This is a genomic window from Nocardia sp. FBN12 (genome assembly GCF_050320175.1).
Taxonomy (GTDB): domain Bacteria; phylum Actinomycetota; class Actinomycetes; order Mycobacteriales; family Mycobacteriaceae; genus Nocardia.
Genome location: NZ_CP190048.1, coordinates 4099711 through 4124127, shown reverse-complemented (window position 1 = coordinate 4124127; position 24417 = coordinate 4099711). Strand labels below are relative to the sequence as shown.

27 protein-coding genes are annotated in these 24417 nt (G+C 67.8%); 22 read left to right on the top strand and 5 right to left on the bottom strand.

What is annotated here, in order from left to right; genetic code table 11:
• The first annotated feature begins 146 nt into the window (after positions 1-146).
• Genes rpsP through trmD form a run of 4 tightly spaced genes read left to right on the top strand, consistent with a single transcriptional unit; the run spans position 147 to position 2032 of the window.
• The gene (rpsP, locus tag ACQHI0_RS19660; RefSeq protein ID WP_427903323.1) at positions 147-584 is read left to right on the top strand and encodes a 30S ribosomal protein S16; all 438 of its coding nucleotides are present in this window, start codon (positions 147-149) and stop codon (positions 582-584) included.
• Complete coding sequence (locus tag ACQHI0_RS19655) at positions 584-826, top strand: RNA-binding protein (RefSeq protein ID WP_056811833.1); 243 nt, start codon at positions 584-586, stop codon at positions 824-826. Before rpsP ends, ACQHI0_RS19655 begins: the two co-directional genes overlap by 1 nt.
• Positions 827-1351, top strand: a complete 525-nt coding sequence (rimM, locus tag ACQHI0_RS19650; RefSeq protein WP_427903322.1) for a ribosome maturation factor RimM — start codon at positions 827-829, stop codon at positions 1349-1351.
• Positions 1352-1354: 3 nt separating this feature from the next.
• Positions 1355-2032, top strand: coding sequence for a tRNA (guanosine(37)-N1)-methyltransferase TrmD (gene trmD, locus ACQHI0_RS19645; protein ID WP_427903321.1), 678 nt, complete (start codon positions 1355-1357; stop codon positions 2030-2032).
• A gap of 1 nt (position 2033) precedes the next feature.
• On the opposite strand, the gene ACQHI0_RS19640 is transcribed toward trmD, so the two are convergent.
• Together ACQHI0_RS19640 and ACQHI0_RS19635 are read right to left on the bottom strand one after the other, a co-directional pair.
• Entirely contained in the window at positions 2034-2402 is a 369-nt protein-coding gene (locus tag ACQHI0_RS19640; protein ID WP_427903320.1) for a VOC family protein, read from the bottom strand.
• 403 nt (positions 2403-2805) lie between these two features.
• Positions 2806-3651 carry a LuxR C-terminal-related transcriptional regulator gene (locus ACQHI0_RS19635; RefSeq protein WP_427903319.1) on the bottom strand — a complete coding sequence of 282 codons (846 nt, stop codon included), beginning with the start codon at positions 3649-3651 and terminating at the stop codon, positions 2806-2808.
• 97 nt (positions 3652-3748) lie between these two features.
• Between ACQHI0_RS19635 and ACQHI0_RS19630 the strand changes: the two genes are divergently transcribed.
• From ACQHI0_RS19630 to ACQHI0_RS19555, 16 genes are all read left to right on the top strand, one after another.
• Entirely contained in the window at positions 3749-5362 is a 1614-nt protein-coding gene (locus ACQHI0_RS19630) for an AMP-binding protein (protein WP_427903318.1), read from the top strand.
• Positions 5362-6975 carry an AMP-binding protein gene (locus ACQHI0_RS19625; RefSeq protein ID WP_427903317.1) on the top strand — a complete coding sequence of 538 codons (1614 nt, stop codon included), beginning with the start codon at positions 5362-5364 and terminating at the stop codon, positions 6973-6975. Before ACQHI0_RS19630 ends, ACQHI0_RS19625 begins: the two co-directional genes overlap by 1 nt.
• Before the next feature lie 88 nt (positions 6976-7063).
• Positions 7064-8245 (top strand): alpha/beta hydrolase family protein, encoded by a 1182-nt coding sequence (locus tag ACQHI0_RS19620; protein WP_427903316.1) that lies wholly within the window; start codon positions 7064-7066, stop codon positions 8243-8245.
• Positions 8246-8292: 47 nt separating this feature from the next.
• Complete coding sequence (locus ACQHI0_RS19615; RefSeq protein WP_427903315.1) at positions 8293-10665, top strand: Tex family protein; 2373 nt, start codon at positions 8293-8295, stop codon at positions 10663-10665.
• 24 nt (positions 10666-10689) lie between these two features.
• Positions 10690-11640 carry a hypothetical protein gene (locus ACQHI0_RS19610; RefSeq protein WP_427903314.1) on the top strand — a complete coding sequence of 317 codons (951 nt, stop codon included), beginning with the start codon at positions 10690-10692 and terminating at the stop codon, positions 11638-11640.
• A 157-nt stretch (positions 11641-11797) separates the two neighbouring features.
• Positions 11798-12139, top strand: a complete 342-nt coding sequence (rplS, locus tag ACQHI0_RS19605) for a 50S ribosomal protein L19 (RefSeq protein WP_427903313.1) — start codon at positions 11798-11800, stop codon at positions 12137-12139.
• A gap of 86 nt (positions 12140-12225) precedes the next feature.
• Positions 12226-12990 carry a signal peptidase I gene (gene lepB, locus ACQHI0_RS19600; protein WP_427903312.1) on the top strand — a complete coding sequence of 255 codons (765 nt, stop codon included), beginning with the start codon at positions 12226-12228 and terminating at the stop codon, positions 12988-12990.
• A gap of 79 nt (positions 12991-13069) precedes the next feature.
• Positions 13070-13774, top strand: a complete 705-nt coding sequence (locus ACQHI0_RS19595) for a ribonuclease HII (protein WP_427903311.1) — start codon at positions 13070-13072, stop codon at positions 13772-13774.
• A gap of 46 nt (positions 13775-13820) precedes the next feature.
• Positions 13821-14126 carry a DUF2469 domain-containing protein gene (locus ACQHI0_RS19590; RefSeq protein WP_011210678.1) on the top strand — a complete coding sequence of 102 codons (306 nt, stop codon included), beginning with the start codon at positions 13821-13823 and terminating at the stop codon, positions 14124-14126.
• Positions 14127-14217: 91 nt separating this feature from the next.
• Complete coding sequence (locus tag ACQHI0_RS19585) at positions 14218-14574, top strand: YraN family protein (RefSeq protein ID WP_427903310.1); 357 nt, start codon at positions 14218-14220, stop codon at positions 14572-14574.
• Positions 14574-16082 (top strand): YifB family Mg chelatase-like AAA ATPase, encoded by a 1509-nt coding sequence (locus tag ACQHI0_RS19580; RefSeq protein ID WP_427903309.1) that lies wholly within the window; start codon positions 14574-14576, stop codon positions 16080-16082. The genes ACQHI0_RS19585 and ACQHI0_RS19580 overlap by 1 nt, the downstream gene beginning before the upstream one ends.
• The gene (gene dprA, locus ACQHI0_RS19575) at positions 16079-17260 is read left to right on the top strand and encodes a DNA-processing protein DprA (RefSeq protein ID WP_427903308.1); all 1182 of its coding nucleotides are present in this window, start codon (positions 16079-16081) and stop codon (positions 17258-17260) included. Before ACQHI0_RS19580 ends, dprA begins: the two co-directional genes overlap by 4 nt.
• A gap of 165 nt (positions 17261-17425) precedes the next feature.
• Positions 17426-18349: a tyrosine recombinase XerC gene (locus tag ACQHI0_RS19570; RefSeq protein WP_427903307.1), complete on the top strand. Its 924-nt coding sequence runs from the start codon at positions 17426-17428 to the stop codon at positions 18347-18349.
• 131 nt (positions 18350-18480) lie between these two features.
• A complete protein-coding gene (locus ACQHI0_RS19565; protein ID WP_427903306.1) occupies positions 18481-18846 on the top strand; it encodes a YidH family protein in 366 nt (121 codons plus the stop codon).
• On the top strand, positions 18843-19142 hold the full coding sequence (locus ACQHI0_RS19560; RefSeq protein WP_427903305.1) for a DUF202 domain-containing protein: 300 nt from the start codon (positions 18843-18845) through the stop codon (positions 19140-19142). The genes ACQHI0_RS19565 and ACQHI0_RS19560 overlap by 4 nt, the downstream gene beginning before the upstream one ends.
• A 219-nt stretch (positions 19143-19361) precedes the next feature.
• Complete coding sequence (locus ACQHI0_RS19555) at positions 19362-19703, top strand: hypothetical protein (RefSeq protein ID WP_427903304.1); 342 nt, start codon at positions 19362-19364, stop codon at positions 19701-19703.
• Positions 19704-19779: 76 nt separating this feature from the next.
• On the opposite strand, the gene ACQHI0_RS19550 is transcribed toward ACQHI0_RS19555, so the two are convergent.
• From ACQHI0_RS19550 to ACQHI0_RS19540, 3 genes are all read right to left on the bottom strand, one after another.
• Positions 19780-20292 carry a DUF1990 family protein gene (locus ACQHI0_RS19550; RefSeq protein WP_427903303.1) on the bottom strand — a complete coding sequence of 171 codons (513 nt, stop codon included), beginning with the start codon at positions 20290-20292 and terminating at the stop codon, positions 19780-19782.
• 61 nt (positions 20293-20353) lie between these two features.
• Positions 20354-20935, bottom strand: a complete 582-nt coding sequence (locus ACQHI0_RS19545) for a M23 family metallopeptidase (protein WP_427903302.1) — start codon at positions 20933-20935, stop codon at positions 20354-20356.
• A 352-nt stretch (positions 20936-21287) separates the two neighbouring features.
• Positions 21288-22007 carry a hypothetical protein gene (locus tag ACQHI0_RS19540; RefSeq protein WP_427903301.1) on the bottom strand — a complete coding sequence of 240 codons (720 nt, stop codon included), beginning with the start codon at positions 22005-22007 and terminating at the stop codon, positions 21288-21290.
• 416 nt (positions 22008-22423) lie between these two features.
• On the opposite strand from ACQHI0_RS19540, the gene rpsB reads away from it, so the two are divergent.
• A complete protein-coding gene (gene rpsB, locus ACQHI0_RS19535) occupies positions 22424-23314 on the top strand; it encodes a 30S ribosomal protein S2 (RefSeq protein WP_427903300.1) in 891 nt (296 codons plus the stop codon).
• A gap of 252 nt (positions 23315-23566) precedes the next feature.
• Positions 23567-24391, top strand: a complete 825-nt coding sequence (tsf, locus tag ACQHI0_RS19530; RefSeq protein ID WP_427903299.1) for a translation elongation factor Ts — start codon at positions 23567-23569, stop codon at positions 24389-24391.
• Positions 24392-24417: the final 26 nt, after the last annotated feature.

Below are 24417 nucleotides of genomic sequence, written 5' to 3'. Positions count from 1 at the left end.
AACCCTCGTCCTTCCTGGACAGTGTCAGCCCGTCTCCGGTTACGTACCGCGCGGCGGTCACGCACACATGCGCGAAACCGGACCCGCAGACCATGCGGGTCGCTGAATCGCGTGGTGACCAAACTACTGAAAGAAGACTGACCAGCATGGCTGTCAAGATCAAGCTCACTCGTCTCGGCAAGATCCGCAACCCGCAGTACCGCGTCGTCGTCGCCGACGCCCGTACGCGTCGCGACGGCCGGGCCATCGAGTCCATCGGCCTGTACCACCCGAAGGAAGAGCCTTCGCTGATCCAGATCGACGCCGAGCGCGTCGCGTACTGGCTGTCCGTCGGCGCGCAGCCCACCGAGTCCGTGCAGCGTCTGCTGGAGATCACCGGCGACTGGCAGAAGTTCAAGGGCCTGCCGGGCACCGAGGGCACCCTGAAGGTCAAGGCCCCGAAGACCTCCAAGCTGGACCTGTTCAACGCCGCGCTCGCCGCCGCCGACAACGCGCCCACCACCGAGGCCGTCACCCCGAAGAAGAAGGCCGCCAAGAAGGACGAGGCTGCCGCTGAGGAAGCCGCCACCGAGGCTGCCGAGTAATGACTGCTGTTGTTGCCGATGCCGTCGAACATCTGGTTCGCGGCATCGTCGCCAACCCTGACGACGTCCGTGTCGAGCTGCTCACCGGCCGTCGTGGACGCACCGTCGAGGTACACGTCCATCCTGAAGACCTGGGCAAGGTGATCGGGCGCGGTGGTCGTACCGCGACCGCGCTGCGCACCCTGGTCGCCGGCATCGGTGGCCGTGGGATCCGGGTCGACGTGGTCGATACCGACGCCTAGATGGAACTCGTCGTAGGTCGGGTCGCCAAGTCGCACGGCGTGCGCGGCGAACTCGTCGTCGATGTGCGCACCGACGAGCCGGACCTCCGGTTCGCGCCGGGTGTCACCTTGCGCGGCAGGATGCCGAAGTCCTCGGCGACCCGTGACTACACCGTGAAGTCGGCCCGAGAGCACTCGGGCCGGCTTCTGGTATTCGTCGACGGCATCGACGATCGCACCGCCGCCGACGCTCTGCGTGGCACCCTGTTCGTCGTCGACAGCGATTCGCTGCCGCCGTCGGAGGACGACGACGCCTTCTACGACCACGAACTCGAAGGCCTTCGGGTCGAGTTCGCCGACGGCACCGCCGTCGGCACGGTCACCGAGGTGCTGCATTCGGCCGCGGGCGAACTGCTGTCGGTGCGTGCCGCCGACGACGGTCGCGAAATTCTCATTCCCTTTGTCACCGCCATCGTGCCGACGGTTTCGCTCGCCGATGGACTGGTGGTCATCACACCGCCCGAGGGCCTGCTCGATCCGGAGTAATTCGTGCAACTCGACGTCGTCACGATCTTCCCGGAATACCTCGAGCCGCTGCGCACCGCGCTGCTCGGCAAGGCCGTCGACAAGGGCCTGATCTCGATCGGCGTGCACGACCTGCGCAACTGGACGCACGACGTGCACAAATCGGTCGACGACTCGCCCTACGGTGGTGGTCCCGGCATGGTCATGAAGCCCACCGTCTGGGGCGATGCCCTGGACGAGGTGTGCCCCGACGACGCGCTGCTCGTCGTCCCCACCCCGGCGGGTGTGCCGTTCACCCAGGCCACCGCGCAGCGCTGGGCCACCGAGAAACACCTCGTCTTCGCCTGCGGGCGCTACGAGGGCATCGACCAGCGCGTGTTCGACGATGCCGCTCGCCGCGTCCGGGTCGAAGAGGTGAGTATCGGCGACTACGTCCTCATCGGCGGTGAAGCCGCGGTGCTCGTGATGACCGAGGCGGTGGTACGGCTGATCCCCGGCGTGCTCGGCAATCAGCAGTCCCACCAGGAGGATTCGTTCTCCGACGGACTTCTGGAAGGCCCCAGCTACACCCGGCCGGTGTCCTGGCGTGGCCTCGACGTGCCCCCGATCCTGCTCTCCGGCGATCACGCCAAAGTCGCCGCATGGCGCCACGAACAGTCGCTGGACCGGACGGCGCGACGCCGTCCGGATCTGCTGCCCTGATCTATCCCGATACCACGCGGGTGGTGATACAGAACGGATGCCCAGCGGGGTCGAGCAACACGCGCCAGCGCGGGTCCGGTTGTACCGGTGCGGGTTTCGCGCCGATCGCGAGTGCGTGCTGTTCGCACAGATTCAGGTCGGCGTCGGCGGCGAGGTCGAGATGCACCGCGGCGGTGCCCGGCCACTGCGGCGGAAAATAATCCTCGACGCGTTGCGCGGCGACGGTCAGTCCCGATGGGATACGGATCCCGACGCTGTGCGCATCGTTCCACAGGACACGGCCACCGAGCAGCCCGAGGTAGAAGCGGGCGAGGGACTCGGGGTCGTCACAGTCCAGTGAGAGGCCGGCCAGTTGAAAAGGCTCCGTCATCGGACCGACGGTACCGGGCCGGATGCGCGCCGAGATTGTTTTGTGCTAAAGACATTTGGGTATCCATCGAGGTCATTCTTTGTGCGATCGTCCAGAGTGAGGGTTGCTGATTCCATCCGGAACGGGTTCGGCCCCGGCGCCTGTCGGTGCGGTCGTGCCGGAGATGATGGGGCGCAACGGGCTGTGTGCCGATGTTCCCAGTACAGGCATTGCATCCCTTGGTGATTAGGTACTGCCGGAGTGCGCGTGATGCGACCTTCGGCGTCGGCGTCTGGTGCCACGGTGTCAGGCCTTGGATACCCACTGGCCGTTTGCACCGTTGCCGTGACACCACCGACACTCGAATAGTAGTGATATATCCCACAATTCACGCACAGCTGAGCGAGCCCTGGACGTCGGCACTTCAGGGCAGCAAGCCGTGCCGACGTGCCCGCGCCACCGCCTCGTGCCGAGTGCTGGCATCGAGCTTGCTCATCGCCTGCCGCAGATAACTCTTCACCGTCTCGGCACCGAGCGAGAGTCGCAGCGCCGCTTCCTGATTCGTGCAGCCGAGCGCGATCTGAGCGAGCACGTCGAGTTCCCGCCGCGACAGCCGCGGCGCATCGCCAACCGACTCGCCGGTCAACACCCCGGTCAGTCGTTCACAGACCCCGGAAAGCCGGTCGCGCAGTGCGGGATCGCCGGTGGCGGTCGCGATGGCGCGGAGTTCGGCGTGGATCTCGCGCAACTCCTCGGTCGCGGCGGGCGCGGTCGTCGACGGTGGCGTCGCGAGCTCGAGCAGCCGGACTCGGCGGTCCACTTCGTCGCGGACGGCGATCTCGGTGGCCAGCCGCCTACCCGCCTGCAGGATCACCTCGGCGGTGCGGTCACCGAGGGGACCAGTGCCGCGGGTGGCCGCATAGAGCACCGCGCGAGGTCGATCGGCGACCAGGACCGGCACGGCCATCACCGACCGCAGCCCTTCGCCGACCACCGCGGCGTCGTAGTGGTGGGTGATGGCGGACGAACCCCGATAGTCGGCCACCGACGCGGGCCTGCGGTACTCCATGGCCTGCCCGCCCAGCCCAGAGGTGCGCAGCACCGACAGTCCGCGCAGACCCGTGGTGACGGTGCCGGCGAACTCGCTGAGCAGCAGGGTGTCCTCGTCGACCGCGCCGCCGAACACCACCGGGACACCCGCCCGGCCCGCCACCCAGCGGATCTCGGCGCGCAGCGCGTCACCGTCGCGCGGGCGCAACAGGGAAGTCATGGATCACCCCTTTTCGGGGGTAGTGGTGTACGTGAGCTATGCCACATTCTAGGACACACCCGGTGGCCGACATCCGGGGTGTTGAGGAGAAGCTGCGATGACTACCGATCTGGACGTGCGGGTGCGCGACCTGCTCGACCACTACGACCGCCCCGAGGCCTGTGCGGCTGATCTGCTCTGCGATCGGCACCCGGCCGAGCAGATCGCGTTCACGGTGATCGAGTCCGATCTGCGCGCGTACGACCTGACCTACGGTGAGTTGCGGGAGCGCTCGGCCCGATTCGCCGCCGCGCTGGCCGAACTCGGCGTCGAACCGGGCGACCGGGTGGCGACGTTGATGGCGAAGTCCGTCGAGCTCGTGGTGGCCCTGCTGGGTATCTGGCGCCGCGGCGCGGTGCACGTGCCGTTGTTCACCGCGTTCGCGCCGCCGGCGGTCGAGTTCCGGCTGACGGCGAGCCACACGAAAGTCGTCGTCGTCGATGCCGGCCAGGCGCCGAAACTCGCGGCGACCGACTGCCGAACGATCGTTGTCGGCGACGCTGAGGTCCCCGGCGCGCTGCGCTTCGACGATCTGCTCGACGGGCACCGGCCCGACGATCCACGCGCGAAGCCGGTGGTGGTCGGTGGTGACGGTCTGCTGGTCCAGTTGTTCACCAGTGGCACCACCGGCACCCCCAAGGGCGTGCCGATCCCGGTACGCGCGCTGGCGTCGTTCCACGCCTACCAGGAGTTCGCCCTGGACGTACGCCCCGAGGACGTCTATTGGAACGCGGCCGATCCGGGCTGGGCGTACGGCCTCTACTACGCGATCCTGGGGCCGCTGGCCACGGGCGTGCGCAGCCTGCTGCTGCACGCGGGCTTCTCGGCGCCACTCACCTGGGAAGTGTTGCAGCGCTTCGGCGTCACCAACTTCGCCGCCGCGCCGACCGTCTACCGGGCGTTGCGCGCCGACAGCGGTCCGGTCCCGGCGGGATTCACGCTGCGCCGGGCGTCGTCGGCGGGCGAGCCGTTGACCCCGGATGTGGTGGCGTGGTCGCAGCGGACGCTGGGGGTGCCGGTGCGCGATCACTACGGCCAGACCGAGCACGGCATGGTGATCTGCCACGCGTGGCACCCCGCCCTCGACGTGGCCGTCCCACTCGGTTCGATGGGCAGGCAGCTCCCCGGGTGGTCCTGTGTGGTCCTGTCCGAGGACGCCGACAGCGAGGCAGCGCCCGGCGAGATCGGCCGGGTCGCCATCGACACCCAGCACAGCCCGCTGCTGTGGTTCCTCGGCTACCTCGACGATCCGGAGCGCACCGCGACCCGGTTCACCGCCGACGGTCGCTGGTATCTGACCGGTGACGTCGGTTCCCGCGACACCGACGGCTGTTTCCGGTTCAGCTCCCGCGACGACGACGTGATCATCATGGCGGGCTACCGGATCGGCCCGTTCGAGGTCGAGAGTGTGCTGGTCATGCACGATCAGGTCGCCGAGGCCGCCGTGGTCGGGATGCCCGACGACCTGCGCGGCGAGGTGCTGGAGGCCTTCGTGGTGACACAGACCGGCACCGAGGGCAGCGCCGAGCTGGCGGCCGAACTGCAGCAGCTGGTCAAGGACAAGTTCGCCGCCCACGCCTATCCGAGAAGGGTCCATTTCGTGGACAGCCTGCCCAAGACGCCGAGCGGCAAGGTGCAGCGATTCCTGCTGCGCGGCAAGGAGATCCGGTGATGTCCGAACTCAGCTACAGCTGCGGTCCCGCCGACATCCCGTTGCTCGGTGACACCATCGGCGCGAACCTGGACCGCGCCGTAGCGGCCTACCCGGCACGTGACGCACTCATCGACTACCCGACGGACCGGCGCTGGACCTACCGCGAGGTGGGTGCCGCGGTCGACGCCGTCGCGACCGGCCTCGCCGCACACGGCATCGAAGCCGGTGACCGGGTGGGTATCTGGGCGCCCAACTGCGCGGAATGGTTTCTCGTGCAGTACGCCACCGCGAAGATCGGCGCCATCCTGGTCAATATCAACCCCGCCTACCGCACCAGCGAACTCGAATACGTGCTCGTGCAGGCCGGGGTACGCACTCTGATCGCCGCGCCGGAGTTCAAGAGCTCGGACTACGTCGCGATGATCGAGCAGGTCCGGCCGAATTGTCCCGCCCTGGAACAGGTGCTGATCCTCGGCACCGCGCAGTGGCGGCAGGTGGCCGAGGCCGTGCCGGACAACGAACGCCTCGGCGCGATCGCCGCGACGCTGTCGGCCGACGATCCGATCAACATCCAGTACACCTCGGGCACAACGGGTTTCCCGAAGGGTGCGACGCTGAGCCACCACAACATCCTCAACAACGGGTTCTTCGTCGGCGAGCTGTGCGGGTACACCGAGGCCGACCGGGTCTGCATCCCGGTTCCGTACTACCACTGCTTCGGCATGGTGATGGGCAACCTCGCGGTCACCTCCCACGGTGCGGCAGCGGTGATTCCGGCGCCGTCGTTCGATCCGGCCGCGGCGCTGGCCGCCGTCGCCGCGGAACGCTGCACCTCGCTCTACGGCGTGCCGACGATGTTCATCGCGATGCTGGCCGAACTCGACGCCGGCGCCGACTACGACCTGTCGAGCCTGCGCACCGGCATCATGGCGGGCTCGCCGTGTCCGGTCGAGGTGATGAAACGGGTGATCGATCGGCTGGGGATGGGCGAGGTCGCCATCTGCTACGGCATGACCGAGACCTCGCCGGTGTCCACCCAGACCCGTCGCGACGACAGCATCGACCGCCGCACCGCGACCGTCGGACGCGTCGGCCCGCACCTCGAGGTGAAGGTGGTCGACCCGGAGACCGGGCGCACCGTGGCGCGCGGCGAACCGGGCGAACTGTGCACCCGCGGCTACTCGGTGATGCTCGGCTACTGGGAACAACCCGACAAGACCGCCGAGGCGATCGACGCCGCCCGCTGGATGCACACCGGCGACATCGGCGTCATGGACGCAGACGGCTACCTCGCGGTCACCGGCCGGATCAAGGACATGGTCATCCGCGGCGGCGAGAACATCTACCCCCGCGAGATCGAGGAATTCCTCTACACCCACCCCGATATCGTCGACGCCCAGGTCATCGGGGTACCGGACGAGAAATACGGTGAGGAACTCATGGTCTGGATTCGCCTGCGCGAGGGTGCGACACCCCTCGACGCCGACGCCGTCCGTACCTTCTGCACCGGCCGCCTCGCCCACTACAAGATCCCGCGCTATGTGCACGTGGTCGACGAGTTCCCGATGACGGTCACCGGGAAGGTCCGCAAGGCCGAGATGCGCGAACTCGCCAGGGAGATCCTCGGCTGAGCGTGTGGGCTCGATCCGTCGCGGGCACCGGAGCTTCTTGCTAGCGTGTTCGCGACGGTCGGGCGTTTCGGCCCCGTGCCGAATAATGATGGGGGAGACGGTGTTCCGTCGCGCGATGGTGGTGTCGATGTCGGTCTGCGGGTTGGTCGCGTCGAGTGTGGGCGGTGCCGATGCCGGACCGGGTGGCGTCGGCGTTCTCCCGGGTCCCACCGGAACTCTGCCGGTCGGCGCCACGACGCTGCACCTGGTCGACGACGCACGGCCGGACCCGTTCCAGCCCGACCGGTCGAGGGAACTGATGGTGTCGGTGTTCTACCCAGCGACCGAGGTAGATCGCTACCCGCGTGCGCATTACGCGTCGACCGAACTGATCCCGGGACTGGAGGCCGAACTCGGCATCGAGCTGCCCGGCGCCCTGGCCCACGCCCACCGGGAGGCGCCCGCACAGGCGGCGAGCACCTATCCGGTCGTGCTGTACACCCCCGGCGCCGGTGTCTCGCGGGTTCTCGGCACCGGGCTCGCCGAGGACCTGGCGTCGCGCGGCTACGTGGTGGTGACCATCGATCACACCTATGAAACCGGTCCGGCCGTCGAGTTCCCCGGCGGCCGGATCGTGCGGCCCGCCGCTGCGCCGAACGGCTTCGACACCGCCATCCGCGAGAAGTACATCGCGGCACGACTGCTCGACTTCCGGTTCGTCCTCGACTCGCTGGCCGCGCTGGCCGCAGGGGCGAACCCCGATGCCGTATCCGACTCTCTGCCAGTCGATCTGGGCCGGGTACTCGACCTGGACCGGGTTGGCGCCGTCGGGCACTCCTCCGGCGGGTACACAGCCGTCGAAGCCATGCACGAGGATCGCCGGATCGATGCCGCCGTCGACATGGACGGGCAGATCGGGGTGGACGAGGCCTTCGGCCGCGCGGCCACCGAGGGCGTTGACCGGCCGACCCTGGTCTTGACCAGCGGTCAGATCGAGGAAGTCGGTGATGCGAATCCGTCCCTCGACGCGTTCTGGAAGCGAGCTACCGGCTGGAAACGTCATCTGGCCGTGGCGGATTCGGCGCACTACGACTTCACCGATATGCCATCGCTGGTCCCCGCGCTCGCCCGGCCCGCCGCGTCGACTTACATCGGGGCGATCGATCCGGATCGGGTGGCGTCGCTGGTGCGGGGCTACGTCGCGGCGATGTTCGACAAATTCCTGCGCGAACGCACCGACACCGCGCTGGATCGGCCGATCACCGAACCCGAGGTGCGAGCAATCCGCTGACCTGGGTGCCAGCGAGGTGTCGGTGATGAGCTGTAGTCTCTGCGGCTGTGACGACAGCGCCCGAGATCGCCGACAGCACGACCACCATCGCCAGCGTAGGCAGGCGGATCGCCGATGAGCTGGGGGTGCGCGAGACCCAGGTCCGCGCCGCCGTCGAACTGCTCGACGGCGGTTCGACGGTTCCGTTCATCGCGCGGTACCGCAAGGAGGTCACCGACGGCCTCGACGATGCCCAGTTGCGCCAGCTCGAGGAACGGCTCGGGTATCTGCGTGAACTCGACGAGCGTCGCGGCGCGATCATCGAATCCATCCGCGGCCAGGGCAAACTCGATCCCACCCTGCACTCGCAGCTCATGCTCGCCGAGACCAAGGCGCGCCTGGAAGACATCTACCTGCCGTACAAGCCCAAGCGCCGCACCAAGGCGCAGATCGCGCGCGAAGCCGGCCACGAGCCGGTGGCCGACGCGCTGATCGGCGACCCGAACACCGATCCGGCCGGCTACACCGCCGAACAGCTCGACGGCGCCCGCTCGATCCTCGTCGAACGCTTCGCCGAAGACGCTGACCTGGTCGGTGAGCTGCGTGAACTGATGTGGAACCGGGGCCAGGTCACCTCGACGGTGCGCGCGGGCAAAGAGGAGGCGGGGGCAAAGTTCTCCGACTACTTCGAGTTCAGCGAGCCCTTCCACAAACTCCCCTCGCACCGGATCCTGGCGCTGCTGCGCGGGGAGAAGGAGGAGATGCTCACGCTGCACCTCGAAGCCGACACCGAGGAACCGGCGCCCGGCGAGCGCACGATCTACGAGGGCCGCATCGCGGTCGCCTTCGGCATCGCCGACAAGGGCCGCCCGGCCGATTCCTGGCTGCTCGACACTGTTCGCTGGGCCTGGCGAACGAAACTTCAGGTGAGCCTGGGTATCGACACCAGGATGCGGTTGCGGCAGGCGGCGGAGAAGGACGCGGTCGACGTGTTCGCCGCGAACCTGCGCGACCTGCTGCTCGCCGCGCCCGCGGGCACCCGCACCACGATGGGCCTTGACCCCGGTTATCGCACCGGTGTGAAGGTCGCCGTCGTCGACGCCACCGGTAAGGCCGTCGCGACCGAGGTCATCTACCCGCACAAGCCGCAGGGGCAGACCGAGAAGTCCCTCGCCGTGCTGGCCGCGCTCGTCGCCCGCTTCAACGTGGAGCTCATCGCGATCGGCAACGGCACCGCCTCCCGTGAGACCGATGCCCTTGCGGTGGAACTGATCTCGCGGATCCCGGAGAACAAGCCGACCAAAATCGTGGTGTCGGAGGCGGGCGCCTCGGTGTACTCCGCCTCGGCGTATGCCTCGGCCGAACTGCCCGACATGGACGTGTCGCTGCGCGGTGCGGTCTCCATCGCCCGGCGCCTGCAGGATCCACTCGCCGAACTGGTGAAGATCGATCCCAAGTCGATCGGCGTCGGCCAGTACCAGCACGACGTCTCCGAGACACTGCTCGCGCGCTCGCTGGGCGCGGTCGTCGAAGACGCGGTGAACGCGGTAGGCGTCGACGTGAACACCGCCTCGGTGCCGCTGCTCTCGCGCGTGTCGGGTGTCTCCTCGCCGGTGGCGGAAAGCATTGTGGCCCACCGTGATCAGAACGGGCCGTTCAACAGCCGCAAGGCCCTGCTCGAGGTTCCGCGCCTGGGCCCCAAGGCTTTCGAACAGTGCGCGGGCTTCCTGCGTATCCGCGGCGGTGCCGACCCGCTCGACACCTCCGCCGTGCACCCCGAGGCCTACCCGGTGGTGCGCCGCATTCTCGAACACACCGGCCGGGAGATGGCCGAGGTCATCGGCAACACCAGCACCCTGCGTGCGCTCAAGCCCGGTGACTTCACCGACGAGAAATTCGGTGTGCCCACCGTCAGCGACATCATCGCCGAGCTGGAGAAGCCGGGCCTCGACCCGCGTCCGGAATTCAAGACCGCCGAGTTCGCCGCGGGTATCGAGAAGGTCGCCGACCTGAAGCCGGGGATGGTGCTCGAAGGCGTCGTCACGAATGTGGCCGCGTTCGGCGCCTTCGTCGACGTCGGCGTGCACCAGGACGGCCTCGTGCACGTGTCGGCGCTGTCGCACAACTTCGTCAAGGATCCGCGCGAAGTGGTGAAGTCCGGTGACGTGGTGAAGGTGAAGGTCCTCGAGGTCGATGTCGCCCGGCAGCGGATCGGGCTCACTCTGCGACTCGATGACGAGCCGGGCAAGCCCGCGCAGGGGGACAATCGTGGTGGCGGCGCGCCGCGCGGTCAGGGTCGTGGCCAGCAAGGCGGTCGCGGTCCGGCCCCGGCTCGCAACCAGGGCCGACAGGGTAACGGCGGCAACCAGCGCAAGCAGGCCGCCGCACCGACCGGTTCGATGGCGGACGCACTGCGTGCGGCTGGTTTCGGCAACAAGTAGGAACTCGACGACAGGGCGGGCGGCATGCGACGGTGGCTCGAAGACGAGGTGATTTCGCACGGCCGCCTGCCCCTGCTCTGCTTCCTGCTTGGGTTCATCCTCGGCTTCGTGGTGATCCGGGTCAGCGTGCGGATGATCCGGGCCAACGTGCGTTGGTGGCCCGGCAACGTGAAAGCCGGCGACACCCACATCCACCACATGGTGTTCGGCGTGATCACCGTGCTGCTCTCGGGCATCGGGTTGATCGCCACCGCCGAGGACGCCACCCAGGTCACCTCGAGCGTGCTGTCGGCCATCTTCGGGATCGGCGCCGCGCTGGTACTCGACGAGTTCGCGCTGATCTTCTATCTGCGTGACGTCTACTGGTCCGAACAGGGACGCACCTCGGTGGACGCGGTGTTCGTCGCGCTCGCGGTGACCGGGCTGCTGCTGCTCGGCGTGCAGCCCGCGACGTTTCTGGACTACGACGAATTCCGCAAGTCGGCCGGGGTCGGGGTGCGGGTCGGCGTGGCGATCACGGTCGTGGTGAATCTGGCGCTCGCCGCGGTGGTGATCGCCAAGGGCAAGATCTGGACCGGGCTGTTCGGTATGTTCTTCACGCCGTTTCTCCTGGTGGGGGCGGTGCGGTTGAGCCGGCCAGGCGCGCCGTGGGCGCGCTGGCGCTATGGGAACCGGCCCAAGACCATGAACCGGGCGATCGCGCGCGAGCGGCGGTACCGTCGACCGGTCATCCGCGCGAAGATCTTCGTCCAGGACCTGATCGCGGGCAAACCCGACGTCGAGCACGCGCGCACCGCCGCCGAGGCGGTCTTGGCGCGCACCGTCGTCGCGGCGCCGCCCGCCCCGCTGCCGCACCCGCATCTGCTGCCGCGACGTCGGACCGACCCTGCATTCGACATCTCAGCGTCCAAAAGCCCACCGTCCAAGAACCCAGCGTCCAGGAACCCGGCGTCCGACCAGCACGGCGATGAGTGAGGCCCGATTTCGATCGCGGCTACCCGGTCTGGCACAATGAACCGGTTGCCTTGGACGAGTCATGTCCGAGAGCACTCCTGTTCTGAGCATGAACCGGTCGAGCGCGCGAGTGCCGCCAGGTTCCTCTGTTCACGCAAAGAATCCGAAAAGGTGGAAAATGAACACCCTTGATTTCGTCGACCAGAAGTCGCTGCGTAGCGATGTCCCCGACTTCCGTCCGGGCGACACCCTGAACGTGCACGTGAAGGTCATCGAAGGCTCGAAGGAGCGCGTCCAGGTCTTCAAGGGCGTCGTGATCCGGCGTCAGGGCGGCGGCATCGGCGAGACCTTCACGGTCCGCAAGGTGTCCTTCGGCGTCGGTGTCGAGCGCACCTTCCCCGTGCACAGCCCCAACATCGACCACATCGATGTCGTGACCCGTGGTGACGTGCGTCGCGCCAAGCTGTACTACCTGCGCGATCTGCGCGGCAAGGCTGCCAAGATCAAGGAAAAGCGCTGATCTCGCAGTAGCACTTCGCAGTACCAGAATTCTTCAGGTAGCCCGGTACCCGACTCACGTCGGGGTGCCGGGCTACTCTGTTCGGCGTGGCAGACGAAAGTGGTTCGGTGTCGGTGTCCGATTCGGGTGACGACGGTGGGCGGCGCAGAAAAAAGCGCGCCGACAAGAAACAGCGCCCGTTCTGGCAGGAGCTGCCGATACTGGTCGTGATCGCGGCGGTGATCGCCGCGCTGATGGTGACTTTCGTCGGGCGTCCGTATGTGATCCCCTCGCAGTCGATGGAGAACACGCTGCTGATCGGTGATCGAATCTACGTCGAGAAGATCAGCTACTACGGCTCCGAACCCGGGCCTGGCGACGTGGTGGTCTTCGTCGGGCCGCCGTCGTGGAACGGGCACTACAAGTCCGTGCGTTCCGACAACTCCGTCGTGCGCGGTATCCAGAACTTCCTGTCCTATTTCGGGCTGGTCCCGCCGGACGAGAACGATCTGGTCAAGCGCGTCATCGCGGTCGGCGGGCAGACCGTGCAGTGTTGCGATCCGCAGGGCCGCGTGATGGTCGACGGCAAACCGCTCGACGAGCCGTACATCAAGAAGGATTACCCGTGGTACACCGACCGTCCCAACGCCGTCTACCCGGCGGGCCGGGTGTTCGGTCCGGTGAAGGTGCCGGAGGGCAATCTGTGGGTGATGGGCGACAACCGCAACGAGTCGGCTGATTCGCGCGCCCACGTCAGCGACGATCTGCAGGGCACGGTGCCGGTGGACAATGTCCGCGGCAAGACGGTGTTCAAGATCTGGCCGCCGAACCGCATGGGCCCGGTGAAGAGCCAGAACGCCCAAGAGAACTGACACGTTGAGCAGGGGTGTTCCGGAGCGAATGCGCACCAGGAACACCCCGGCAGAACTGACGCGACGGGACAATCGAACTGTGGGGCAGGATCGGACCAGCTGGCCGCCGCGGATGGTGATGCGCCGGGCGGGCGGCCTACGCACGCTCGAGGCCGCGCTCGTGCGCGGTGGCCTCGCGCCGGTGGCCGGAGTCGACGAGGCGGGCCGCGGACCCTGTGCGGGCCCGCTGGTGGTCGCGGCGTGCCTGCTGGCGCCCAAGGCCTACGACAAGCTCGCCGGGCTCGACGACTCCAAGAAACTCACGGAGGCGGCGCGTGAGGAGCTGTTCCCGGTGGTTCAGCGGTTGTCGCTGGCCTGGAGCGTCGTCGTGGTGCCCGCGTGGGAGATCGACTCGATCGGGATCCACGTGGCCAATATCGAGGGCATGCGCCGAGCCGTCGCCGGCCTCGGACGCACCCCCGGCTACATCCTGACCGACGGATTCAAGGTCCCCGGACTGCCCGCGCCGTCGCTGCCCGTGATCGGCGGCGACGGCACCGCGGCCTGCATCGCGGCCGCGAGCATCCTGGCGAAGGTGACCAGGGACCGGATGATGGTCGAGCTCGACGCACAGCTGCCCGGCTACGGTTTCGCCGCGCACAAGGGCTACAACACGCCCGAGCACACCGCCGCGCTACGACAGCTCGGACCGAGCACCGAACACCGCCGTTCCTGGCGGAATGTGCGCGAGCTAGAGGTGCCCGGAGGTAGCCGAGTGGCTACTCGCGCGGCACATGCGCGATGATGTCACCAATGAACGCGGCGCTGCTAGCAGGAGGACGTCCCACCCGATGAGTGCTGAGGACCTCGAGAAGTACGAAACCGAGATGGAACTGTCGTTGTACCGCGAGTACAAGGACATCGTCGGCCAGTTCTCGTACGTGGTGGAGACCGAACGGCGCTTCTACCTGGCCAATTCTGTCGAACTGCGCCCGCAGAACGCCGACGGCGAGGTGTATTTCGAAGTGCGGATGAGCGATGCCTGGGTGTGGGACATGTACCGCCCGGCACGTTTCGTCAAGCACGTGCGGGTGATCACGTTCAAGGACGTGAACATCGAGGAGCTGGAGAAGCCGGACCTGCGCTTGCCCGAGTAGTTATCCACAGGGCGGCAGTTATCCACAGGTTTTCTGTTTGCCCAGGTCGCGTGAGTCAGCTGGGTGAGCGTGGGTGGCCATGCTTTCGCTCATGGCACACAAACAGGCGCTCGGCGCATACGGGGAGAAGCTGGCCGCGCAGTATCTGTGCGAGGCGGGGATGGAGATCGTCGCCCGTAATTGGCGGTGTCGATACGGTGAGCTGGACTTGATCGTCCAGGACCCGTCGGTCACCGTGTTCGTCGAGGTGAAGACGCGGTCGGGGCTGGGATTCGGTATTCCGGCCGAGGCGGTCACCTTCAGCAAGCAGCAGCGCATCCGGCGGCTGGCGCTGCTGTGGCTGGCCGAGCAGAACGCGCCGTGGCGGCGGATTCGCTTCGACGTGGTGTCGGTGCTGGTCCCGCGGGGGAGCGGGCCGGTCATCAATCATCTGACCGCGGCCTTCTGATGGCACTCGGACGGGCGTTGTCGGTGGCGGTGACCGGCGTCGACGGGCAACTGGTTGAGATCGAGGCCGATATCGGTCAGGGTCTGCCCTCGGTGAATCTCGTCGGCCTGCCGGATACCGCACTGCAGGAATCACGCAATCGGGTCCGGTCCGCGGTGGCGAACACGGGGGAGAAGTGGCCGGACGGCCGGGTGATCCTGGCCCTCTCGCCCGCGACGTTGCCGAAAGTGGGCAGCGTGTACGACCTGGCACTGGCGGTGTCGGTGCTCGATGCCGCCGGGGCGGTACCCGGCGAGCGGCTGGTGAAAACGGTGCTGCTGGGCGAGTTGGCGCTGGACGGCCGGGTGCGGCGGGTCCGCGGGGTGTTGCCCGCGGTGATCGCTGCGCGTGCGGCCGGGTTGCCCACCGTGGTCGTGCCCGCCGCGGCGGTTGCCGAAGCGGGACTGGTCGAGGGGATCGAGGTACTCGGCGCGACGAGTCTGCGAGCGGTCGTGGCGTGGCTGCGTGGTGAGGGCAAACTGGTCGAACCCGACGGGGTCGTGCCGGGGATACAGACACCGTGCGGCGACCTCAGCGACGTGGTCGGTCAGGACGAGGCGCGCTGGGCGCTGGAGGTCGCGGCGGCGGGTGGGCACCACTTGCTGCTCACCGGGCCGCCCGGAATCGGCAAAACGATGTTGGCGCAACGTCTTCCGGGTCTGTTGCCGCCGCTGTCGGAGGTGGAGTCCCTCGAGGTGACCGCGATCCATTCGATGGCGGGATCGCTCTCGGCCGAGCAGCCGTTGCTCACGCTGGCTCCCTTTGTCGCACCGCATCATTCGACATCGGTGACCGCCATGATCGGCGGCGGTTCCGGCATGGCTCGTCCCGGCGCGGTGAGCCGGGCGCACCGCGGGGTGCTGTTCCTCGACGAGTGCGCCGAGATCGGCACCAAGGTCCTGGAGGCACTGCGGACGCCGCTCGAAGAGGGGGAGGTGCGGATCGCCCGGCGTGATGGTGTCGCCCGGTACCCGGCCCGCTTCCAACTCGTATTGGCGGCCAACCCCTGTCCGTGTGCACCCGCGCGCGATGTGGACTGCATCTGCGCGCCGCTGGCACGACGCCGCTACCTGGGCAAGCTGTCGGGTCCGTTGCTCGATCGCATCGACATCTGGGTCCAGATGCACGGCCAGGCCGGGGCGACCTTCAGCGACGAACAGGTCGAGAGCAGTGCCACGGTGGCCGAACGCGTTGCGTGCGCACGGGCCCGCGCGGCGCAGCGGTGGAGCGCGGACGGCTGGACGACCAATGCCGAAGTGCCGGGCCATATCCTGCGCAAGCGCTTCACCTTGCCCAGGGAATCCATCGCGCCGATCGAGGCGGCCTTACGGCTCGGGCGCATGTCGGCGCGTGGTGCCGACCGGGCGATCCGGGTGGCCTGGACGGTCTGCGATCTGCGCGAAGGGGAGTTGCCCACCGTGCAGGATGTGATGTCGTCGTTGAACTTCCGGCAGCGAGGTGCGCAATGAGCGAGCTGCGTGTGGTCGGTGATGTGGTGGATCTGGACGGTGATCGAGACGATCGCAGGCTCGCCTGGGTGTATCTGTCGCGGGTGGTGCAGGGGCCGTGTGCGCCGCTGTCGGCACTGATCGCCTCGGTCGGGGTGTGTGAGGCCGCCCGTGCTGTTCGTGAGCACGAGCTGCCCGCAGCACTACGCGGTCCGACAGTGGTTCGGCGTGAGATCGATTCGGCGGCAAAAGATTTGGATACCATTGTCCGCTTGGGCGGGCGGGTCATCACTCCCGATGACGAGGAATGGCCAGGCTGGCGGATGCTCGGGCTCGGCCAACTCGACACCGAACGTGATCGTGAGGCGGCTGTCCCGCTGGTGTTGTGGGCGCGCGGCCCGCTCTCGCTCCATGTCGCGTCCGAACGTGCTGTCGCGGTGGTCGGTTCGCGTTGTAGTAGCGGCTACGGGTTGCAGGTGGCGAGTGAGATCGCGTGCGACCTGGCAGGCCGTGGCTGGACCATCGTTTCCGGAGCGGCTTTCGGCATCGACGCCGCAGCGCATCGGGCGGCATTGGCTGTCGGCGGGAACACCGTGGCGGTTCTCGCTTGCGGTGTCGATCGCCCCTATCCTGCGCAGCATGATCGTCTTCTCGCCGCTATCGCCGAAAGTGGTCTCGTAGTCAGCGAATACCCGCCGGGCATCTCGGCGCAGAAACACCAGTTCCTGGCAAGGAACCGGTTGATCGCGACGCTCGGGGACGGTGTTCTTGTGGTCGAGGCGGGCCTACGCAGCGGCGCCCGCAATACGGTGAAGTGGGCACGAAGGCTGGGACGACCCGCCATGGCTGTGCCGGGCCCCGTAGGGTCGGCCTCCTCGGCAGGCTGCCATCGAATGATCAGAGACGGCGAAGCGCTCTTGGTAACCCGCGCCGAGGACATCATCGACGAAGCAGGCCCTCTCCGCCTCCCGGTCACCGAAGGCAATCCGCTGGACCCCGCCGCCCACCTCCGCGGCGCCGAAGCCGAAATCTATGCCGCCCTGCCCACCATCGGTTCCCGTCTGCCCCGCGAGCTGTCCCAACAATCCGGACTGGATCTGGCCACTGTCCGAGCGGTACTGCCGAGCCTGGAACTCGCCGAACTGGTCGGTTGCGACTCGGGTGGATGGTTTCGGATATCCAGTCGGCGGGCGAGCTGACAGCGCGAGCGGGCGACAGGCGTGGATCTGCGTTTCGGGCGCCGAGGACGGTGCGGGGTGCTCGGCATGTTGCAAGAGGGGGTCGGAGCGATCTGTGTGGGTGGCTCGTCGTCAGCGGCGGCGTGGTGGGTTGCGTGGGGGATGGGGAAGGGCGACGGTTGGGGGATGGATGTGCTGCCTGATGATCTGACCGCGTTGCTCACCGAGTTCGGGCGGCATCTGCGGTTGGGGCGGAATCGGTCGGCGCATACGGTGCGGGCGTATCTGGGGGATGTGCGGTCGCTGCTGGAGCATCTGTACGCGCGGTCGGCCGATTCGGCGGTGCGGGAGCTGGATCTGCCGTTGTTGCGGTCGTGGTTGGCGGAGCTGGCGGCGGCGGGAGTGGCACGGACGTCGTTGGCTCGGCGGGCCTCGGCCGCACGGACGTTCACCGCTTGGTTGACCGAGACCGGGCGACTCGGTGTCGATCCGGGGTTGCGGCTGCAGGCCCCGAAAGCGCATCGCGTGCTGCCTGCGGTGCTCGGTCGTCATCAAGCCGAACAGGCCATGGATGCGGCGGAATCCGGTGCCGCGCAGCAGGACCCGATGGCACTGCGGGACCGGCTCGTGGTGGAGTTGTTGTACGCCACCGGGATTCGTGTCAGCGAATTGTGCGGGCTCGACATCGATGACATCGATCGGGAACGTCGCCTGGTGCGTGTGCTCGGCAAGGGCAACAAGGAACGCTCGGTGCCGTTCGGTGGTCCCGCCGACGCCGCCCTCGACGCCTGGCTCCGCGGCGGCCGTCCGTCCCTGGTCAACGACCACTCCGGCCGCGCCCTGTTCCTCGGCCAACGCGGGCGCCGCCTCGACCAGCGCCAAGCCCGCACCGTCGTCCACGAGGTCATCGCCGCCATCCCCGGCGCACCCGACATGGGACCCCACGGCCTACGCCACACCGCCGCCACCCACCTGCTCGAAGGCGGCGCCGACCTGCGCGTAGTTCAGGAACTCCTCGGCCACGCCAGCATGGCGACGACCCAGCTCTACACCCACGTCTCCGTCGAACGCCTCAAACGAGTCCACGACCGAGCCCACCCCCGCGCCTGACCACCTGAAGCGAGAACAACCAGGGGTGCTTGACGATATGCCACCGGACACCGACGACATGGTGGGCGCCGTGCTCGTCAGGGTCGGGGCGGGCGGCGGGTAGCGCATGATGGGGACAGGAGGTGGTGGTTGTGACGTTGCCCGAGGTCGGGGCTGAATCCGGGGATGGCGAGGAGGAGGTCGACTATCGGTTCACCCTTGCCAACGAACGGACGTTTCTGGCGTGGATCAGGACCGCTATCGGTCTGCTCGCCGGTGGCGTCGCGGTGCATACGCTCGTCCAGCCGACTCGTCTGGCCGGATTCGCCGGTGCCATCTCGATGATCTGCCTGATCATGGCGCTGGTCGTCGCGCTCGCCGCCTTCCGGCACTGGCGACGGATCAACCTCGCGATGCGGGCAGGGGGACCGCTGCCGGGAACGGTCCTGGTTCCCGTGCTGTCGGCCGGCATCGCGGTGGTGGCCGCCCTCGCCTGCGTGGCGGTGGTGCTGTCGTGACCGCACCGACATTGGCGATGGAACGCACCGCGCTGGCCTGGCGGCGCACGTCCCTCGGCGCGGCAGCCTGTGCGCTGCTCTTCGCGCACGAGGCGGCTGTCGACGGCCGGCCGATGTGGGTCTTTCCCCTCGCTGCCGCCGTGGTCGCACTGCTCCTGGCAGGGGTCGGTTGGTCCCGCGGCCGTGCACTCGATCGCGGACACATGGGCACCGCTCACCGATTCGTCGTGACAACCACCCTCGCCGTCGCCACCCTCGCTCTCGTTGCCGTGGTCACCCTGCTACTCAACGGGTAGCGCTTTGCGGTTCAGGTGGTGCGATCACCCAGTGCCGGGCCACCTATCGTCATCAGGTGGCGGGCAGGATCGAGGACTCGGGGCGGGACTGGATACGCAGCCGGCGAATGTTCGTGCCGTGACCCGTCGCCCGCTGGCCAGACCGACGGCCCGCGCGGCCGCGCCGATTGCCGGCGGAAATCGGTCGACGCCGGCGGAGGTGCAAAATAGTGTGGTCGGGTGACTTCCCTGCGTGAGCGGCTGCGCGCCGCGTTGCAGCCTGCGATGAAGGCCCGCGACCTCGGTGCGGTGTCGGCGCTGCGTTCGGCGCTGGCGGCGATCGACAACGCGGAGGCGATCGATGCCGGTGAGGTGAAAGCCGGCGCGGTGGAAGACAGTGCGGTCGGTCTCGGTGCGGCGGAGGCGCTTCGCCGCGAACTCACCGAGGTCGAGATCGAAGCGATTGTTCGCCGTGAGATCGACGAAAGACGTGTCGCGGCAACCGAATACGGCCGCCTCGGCGCGACCGACCGGCGCGATCGGTTGACCGCGGAAGCCGAAACATTGGCAGCGCTGCTCTGACCACTGCCGTTCCGCCTTCGACACAACGTCGAAGTTTCGCCCGCCGTCGTCGCGATGTCAGCCGTCGGCCGCGATGTCAGTTGCTGGTGGGCAACGTATTCAGGTATCGGTGGGCGAACCAGCGCTGGATCAGGCGGACGACGGGCCCGCCGAGGCGGACGTACCAGGTACCCGGTTTGGAGAATGCGCTGACCAGGCCGTAGACGGTGTCGTCGGCGGGGTCGTATTCGACGGCGAAGAGTTCCTCGCCGACCTCGGGGTGGCCGGGCAGGGTGCCGTAGGCGAAGCCTCGGCGGTCGGGTTCGTCGAGGACGTAGACGACGCGGCAGGGCGCGTTGATGCTCAGTGGTCCGAGCTGGAGAACGACCGTCAATTCGGTTCCGGGCTGCGCAGTTTCGGTGTCGGCTGCTCGGAAAGTGCCCACGCCCTTCTGTATGCCGAAGTCGAGTATGTGGATGGCCGCCCGATCGAACAGCTCCCGGCCGTAGCCGATCGCCCGCCGATGCTGGAACCGGTGGTACCCGTCGGGCATTGTGGTGCGGGTGGCACCGACCTCGGCGTAGGTGAAGGGTCTTGATTCCTCGGACATGGCCCGATTCTCGTCCGCCGATGAGCGGTGTGGGAATCGGGTGGTCGAGTCGTTCGTCACGTTATGGCTCCAGAGGTTTGAGTCGAACGGGCACTTCGTGCAGGAGTCCGAGCGGGTCGACGTATTCGCGGCGGTTGTGGGCGCCGGTCTCGCGGCGGGCGCCCCAGTGCAGGCAGGCGGCGGCCGGACACCCCTCGTGTCCGGCCACCAACGTGCCGATCGGCGTGCCCCTGCTCACCCGGCTTCCCACCGCGACCTTCGCCTCCACCGGTTCGTAGGTGGTGCGCAAGCCGCCCGGATGATCGATGGACACCACCGCTTTGCCCGCTACTTCCCCGGCGAACACCACGATGCCGTCGCCCGCCGCCAACACGGCCTGCCCGGCGGTACCCGCCAGATCCACGCCTCGATGCCCCGGCAACCAATTCCGCTCCGGCTTGTCGAATTTTCGCTCCACCGCGGGCCGCGGTCGCAGCGGCCATCCGAACGCCCCCGATTCCGCCGCATCGGCCGGCACCGCACCACTGAGCACAATCGCCACCAGACAGACCACACCGAGCACTCGCCCGATAATCGCCCGTGCGCTGAGCCCCGTGCGCCGCGATGTCGAAGGCCTGCCCGAACGCTGTTCGCGATCGAGCATGCCCGGCCATGCCACGATGCTGCGCTGGGGAGGCCCTGGCCGATTCCCGCACGTCGGGCACAGCGCGGTGCTGGATCGGCGCAGATCGGACCGGTCGATGCGTGTCGGCCAGGGCGTGGTGTCGGGTTGGTGCTGATCGGACGGGCCGATGCGTGTCGGCCAGGGCTTGGTGTCGGGTTGGTGCTGATCGGACGGACCGACGCGTGTCGGCCAGGGCCTGGTGTCGGGCTGGTGCTGGTCGGGACGGTGAGCGCGCGTTGGCCAGGGCGCTGTGCCGGGCTGGGAGCGAGCAGGGCGCGGAGGACGACACGTCTCCTTCTGGCCGGCGGCGGTCCTGGTGAACATCGCGGCCTCAGCGGTGGGGTCGTGGCGTTGGCACCCGCTGCTGAGCAGCCAGGGACCGCAGCATGTCGCGCAGCACCGCGGGGAGCTCGGCCGCCGACCCGCTACCGCCGCCTGCCCGCACCACGATCTCGATCTCCGATCGCGCCCCCGCGCTCTGATCCAATCCCTGAGGTCGGGCCGGAGCCGCGCCGAGGTCATGGGTTGTCACCTGTACCGGGACGGGGGCGGGAACAAGCTCACGTCGTGGCACGACCACTACGGGCACTACGGTCGGCGTCGCGCCGCAGGAACCCGCGGTCCCGGCACCGGATGAGTGAACCGGCGACGGGGCAGGCAGACCGCCGATCCGCGCACCTTCCGATGTCGACCCGAGCGACAGCTGCACAGAAATCGCCACTCGTTGGCCCGCAGAGGTGAATCCGGAGGGCCGATCGCCCGTCGAATCGGGTCCGTCCTGGGAGAGTGGCGGCGGCGGCGCTTTCGGGACGGCGCCCGGGGCGGCCGCACGCTGTGGTGTGACAAGCGGGTCGGTGGTTCGTCGCGCTGGTGGGTGGGCGAGTACGACCCCGCCGCCTGCGCATTTCGGAGCCGATTCAGCGGGTCGCGTCACCGTCGGCGGTGCTCCCGAGTCGGCGGGAACGGGGTGCGCGGCTGCCGGTGCGCCAGCGATCCCCGCCACGCAGAGCAGCGGAAACGTAGTGATCAGGGTGCGTGTCAACGTGTTCATGCCCCCACTCTGGGTGCCGCGCAACCCCAGCGGGACAACGATTTCAGGATTGTGGACAACTTCCCGACATGTGGATACCTCCTACTTCATCCACGAAATGGGCGGCCGATGCGCAGGGGCGATTTCAGACCTGGCCCACTGCCGCGTAGACTGAACAAGCGGTTTGTGCTCAGCAGCCATTGCGTGTGCACAGCACGGACCGACTTCGCGCGCCACCCGTGCTCGTCCATCCGGTCGTCGCTCGCAAAGCAGACGGTCCGCGAGGGCATGTCAGCGCGAGTTCTTCAGCGGATGAACAGGGAAATCGTCGGCTGGTCCCGGATTCTTCGAATCGGGTCCGGCGGTTTCGGTGGCGCCAGGGCAGTCGATCGCCGATCGACCGCGACAACCGGCAACGAAAGAGAGATACGAAGGCTATGCCTGTCGTAACTATGAAGCAGCTGCTCGACAGCGGCGCGCACTTCGGCCACCAGACTCGTCGGTGGAACCCGAAGATGAAGCGGTTCATCTTCACCGACCGCAACGGCATCTACATCATCGACCTGCAGCAGACGCTGACCTTCATCGACAAGGCCTACGAGTTCGTCAAGGAGACTGTCGCCCACGGTGGCACCGTCCTCTTCGTCGGTACCAAGAAGCAGGCCCAGGAGTCGATCGCTTCCGAGGCGCTGCGCGTCGGAATGCCCTACGTCAACCAGCGTTGGCTCGGTGGCATGCTCACCAACTTCTCCACCGTGCACAAGCGCCTGCAGCGCCTCAAAGAACTCGAGGCGATGGAGCAGACCGGTGGCTTCGAGGGGCGCACCAAGAAGGAAATCCTCATGCTCACGCGTGAGATGACCAAGCTGGACCGCACCCTCGGCGGTATCCGTGACATGGCCAAGGTTCCCTCGGCCATCTGGATCGTCGATACCAACAAGGAGCACATCGCCGTCGGCGAGGCGCGCAAGCTGAACATCCCGGTCATCGCGATCCTGGATACCAACTGCGACCCCGACCTGGTCGACTACCCGATCCCGGGTAACGACGACGCGATCCGTTCCGCCGCACTGCTCACCAAGGTCGTCGCTTCCGCGGTGGCCGAGGGCGTGCAGGCCCGCGCGGGCCAGGCTTCCGGCGACGCGAAGCCCGAGGCCGGCGCAGGCGAGCCGCTGGCCGAGTGGGAGCAGGAGCTCCTGTCGTCGGCGACCCCGGCTGCCGAAGCCGATGTCGCCGCCGCGACCGAGGCACCGGCCGTCGAGACCCCGGCTGAGGCTGCGGCCGAGGTCAAGGCCGACCCGGCGCAGCACACCCCGGCCGACTTCTGAGCTGACCGGTAGCGCACTGTTCACCTTGCCGACCCGTCTGAATTCAGATGCGGTCGGCAAGGTGGCGTAATACCCGAACAAGTACGTGCATGGCCTCGGCCGAGATGTCTTTTCCCTGGTTTCTCGGCCGCCTCGATCTGGACTGACCAGAGGGTGCGACGAAGGAGTGCCCGCCGGGAGGGAAGATCGAGGCCCACAGGGCCGAGAAACCCGCGGCGCCAGCCGCCAAAAAATACAGGAGGCTCGCCCCCGATGGCGAACTACACCGCTGCTGATGTGAAGCGGCTCCGGGAGCTCACCGGTTCCGGCATGATGGACTGCAAGAACGCGCTGGCCGACTCCGACGGCGATTTCGACAAGGCCGTCGAGGTGCTGCGCATCAAGGGTGCCAAGGACGTCGGCAAGCGCGCCGAGCGTGCGACCGCCGAGGGTCTGGTCATCGCCAAGGACGGCGTCATGGTCGAGATCAACTGCGAGACCGACTTCGTCGCCAAGAACGCCGAGTTCCAGGAACTGGCCGACGCCATCGTCACCGCGGCCGCCGCGGCCAAGCCGGCCGACCTGGACGCCCTCAAGGCGCTCAAGCTGTCCGACGGCACCGTTGACGACGCCGTGCAGGCGCTGTCGGCGAAGATCGGCGAGAAGCTGGAACTGCGTCGCGTCGTGTCCTTCGACGGCCCGGTCGCCACCTACCTGCACAAGCGTGCCTCGGATCTGCCGCCCGCCGTCGGCGTGCTGGTCGAGTACGAGGGCACCGGCGACGCCGCTGCCGATGCCGCGCGTGCCGCCGGCATGCAGGTCGCCGCGCTCAAGGCCAAGTACCTGACCCGTGAGGACGTGCCGTCCGACGTTGTCGACGCCGAGCGCCGCATCGCCGAGGAGACCGCCCGCGAAGAGGGCAAGCCCGAGGCCGCGCTGGTCAAGATCACCGAAGGCCGCGTCAACGGCTTCTTCAAGGACGTCGTGCTGCTCGAGCAGTCCGCCGTCACCGACTCCAAGAAGACCGTCAAGGCGCTTCTGGAAGAGGCGGGCGTGAACGTGAAGCGTTTCGCTCGTTTCGAGGTCGGCCAGGCCTGATCCGCCTGAACTTCACGAAAAGCCTC

Bases quoted from the DNA above. Each gene is read 5' to 3' on its own strand.
- rpsP (WP_427903323.1), top strand. From the start codon at position 147: ATGGCTGTCAAGATCAAGCTCACTCGTCTCGGCAAGATCCGCAACCCG.
- ACQHI0_RS19635 (WP_427903319.1), bottom strand. From the start codon at position 3,651: ATGACTTCCCTGTTGCGCCCGCGCGACGGTGACGCGCTGCGCGCCGAG.
- ACQHI0_RS19570 (WP_427903307.1), top strand. From the start codon at position 17,426: ATGGATGTGCTGCCTGATGATCTGACCGCGTTGCTCACCGAGTTCGGG.
- ACQHI0_RS19585 (WP_427903310.1), top strand. From the start codon at position 14,218: ATGGCACACAAACAGGCGCTCGGCGCATACGGGGAGAAGCTGGCCGCG.
- ACQHI0_RS19610 (WP_427903314.1), top strand. From the start codon at position 10,690: ATGCGACGGTGGCTCGAAGACGAGGTGATTTCGCACGGCCGCCTGCCC.
- ACQHI0_RS19640 (WP_427903320.1), bottom strand. From the start codon at position 2,402: ATGACGGAGCCTTTTCAACTGGCCGGCCTCTCACTGGACTGTGACGAC.
- rplS (WP_427903313.1), top strand. From the start codon at position 11,798: ATGAACACCCTTGATTTCGTCGACCAGAAGTCGCTGCGTAGCGATGTC.
- rpsB (WP_427903300.1), top strand. From the start codon at position 22,424: ATGCCTGTCGTAACTATGAAGCAGCTGCTCGACAGCGGCGCGCACTTC.
- ACQHI0_RS19550 (WP_427903303.1), bottom strand. From the start codon at position 20,292: ATGTCCGAGGAATCAAGACCCTTCACCTACGCCGAGGTCGGTGCCACC.
- ACQHI0_RS19630 (WP_427903318.1), top strand. From the start codon at position 3,749: ATGACTACCGATCTGGACGTGCGGGTGCGCGACCTGCTCGACCACTAC.
- ACQHI0_RS19580 (WP_427903309.1), top strand. From the start codon at position 14,574: ATGGCACTCGGACGGGCGTTGTCGGTGGCGGTGACCGGCGTCGACGGG.
- tsf (WP_427903299.1), top strand. From the start codon at position 23,567: ATGGCGAACTACACCGCTGCTGATGTGAAGCGGCTCCGGGAGCTCACC.
- ACQHI0_RS19620 (WP_427903316.1), top strand. From the start codon at position 7,064: ATGGGGGAGACGGTGTTCCGTCGCGCGATGGTGGTGTCGATGTCGGTC.
- dprA (WP_427903308.1), top strand. From the start codon at position 16,079: ATGAGCGAGCTGCGTGTGGTCGGTGATGTGGTGGATCTGGACGGTGAT.
- ACQHI0_RS19545 (WP_427903302.1), bottom strand. From the start codon at position 20,935: ATGCTCGATCGCGAACAGCGTTCGGGCAGGCCTTCGACATCGCGGCGC.
- ACQHI0_RS19590 (WP_011210678.1), top strand. From the start codon at position 13,821: ATGAGTGCTGAGGACCTCGAGAAGTACGAAACCGAGATGGAACTGTCG.
- ACQHI0_RS19625 (WP_427903317.1), top strand. From the start codon at position 5,362: ATGTCCGAACTCAGCTACAGCTGCGGTCCCGCCGACATCCCGTTGCTC.
- ACQHI0_RS19540 (WP_427903301.1), bottom strand. From the start codon at position 22,007: ATGAACACGTTGACACGCACCCTGATCACTACGTTTCCGCTGCTCTGC.
- rimM (WP_427903322.1), top strand. From the start codon at position 827: ATGGAACTCGTCGTAGGTCGGGTCGCCAAGTCGCACGGCGTGCGCGGC.
- ACQHI0_RS19655 (WP_056811833.1), top strand. From the start codon at position 584: ATGACTGCTGTTGTTGCCGATGCCGTCGAACATCTGGTTCGCGGCATC.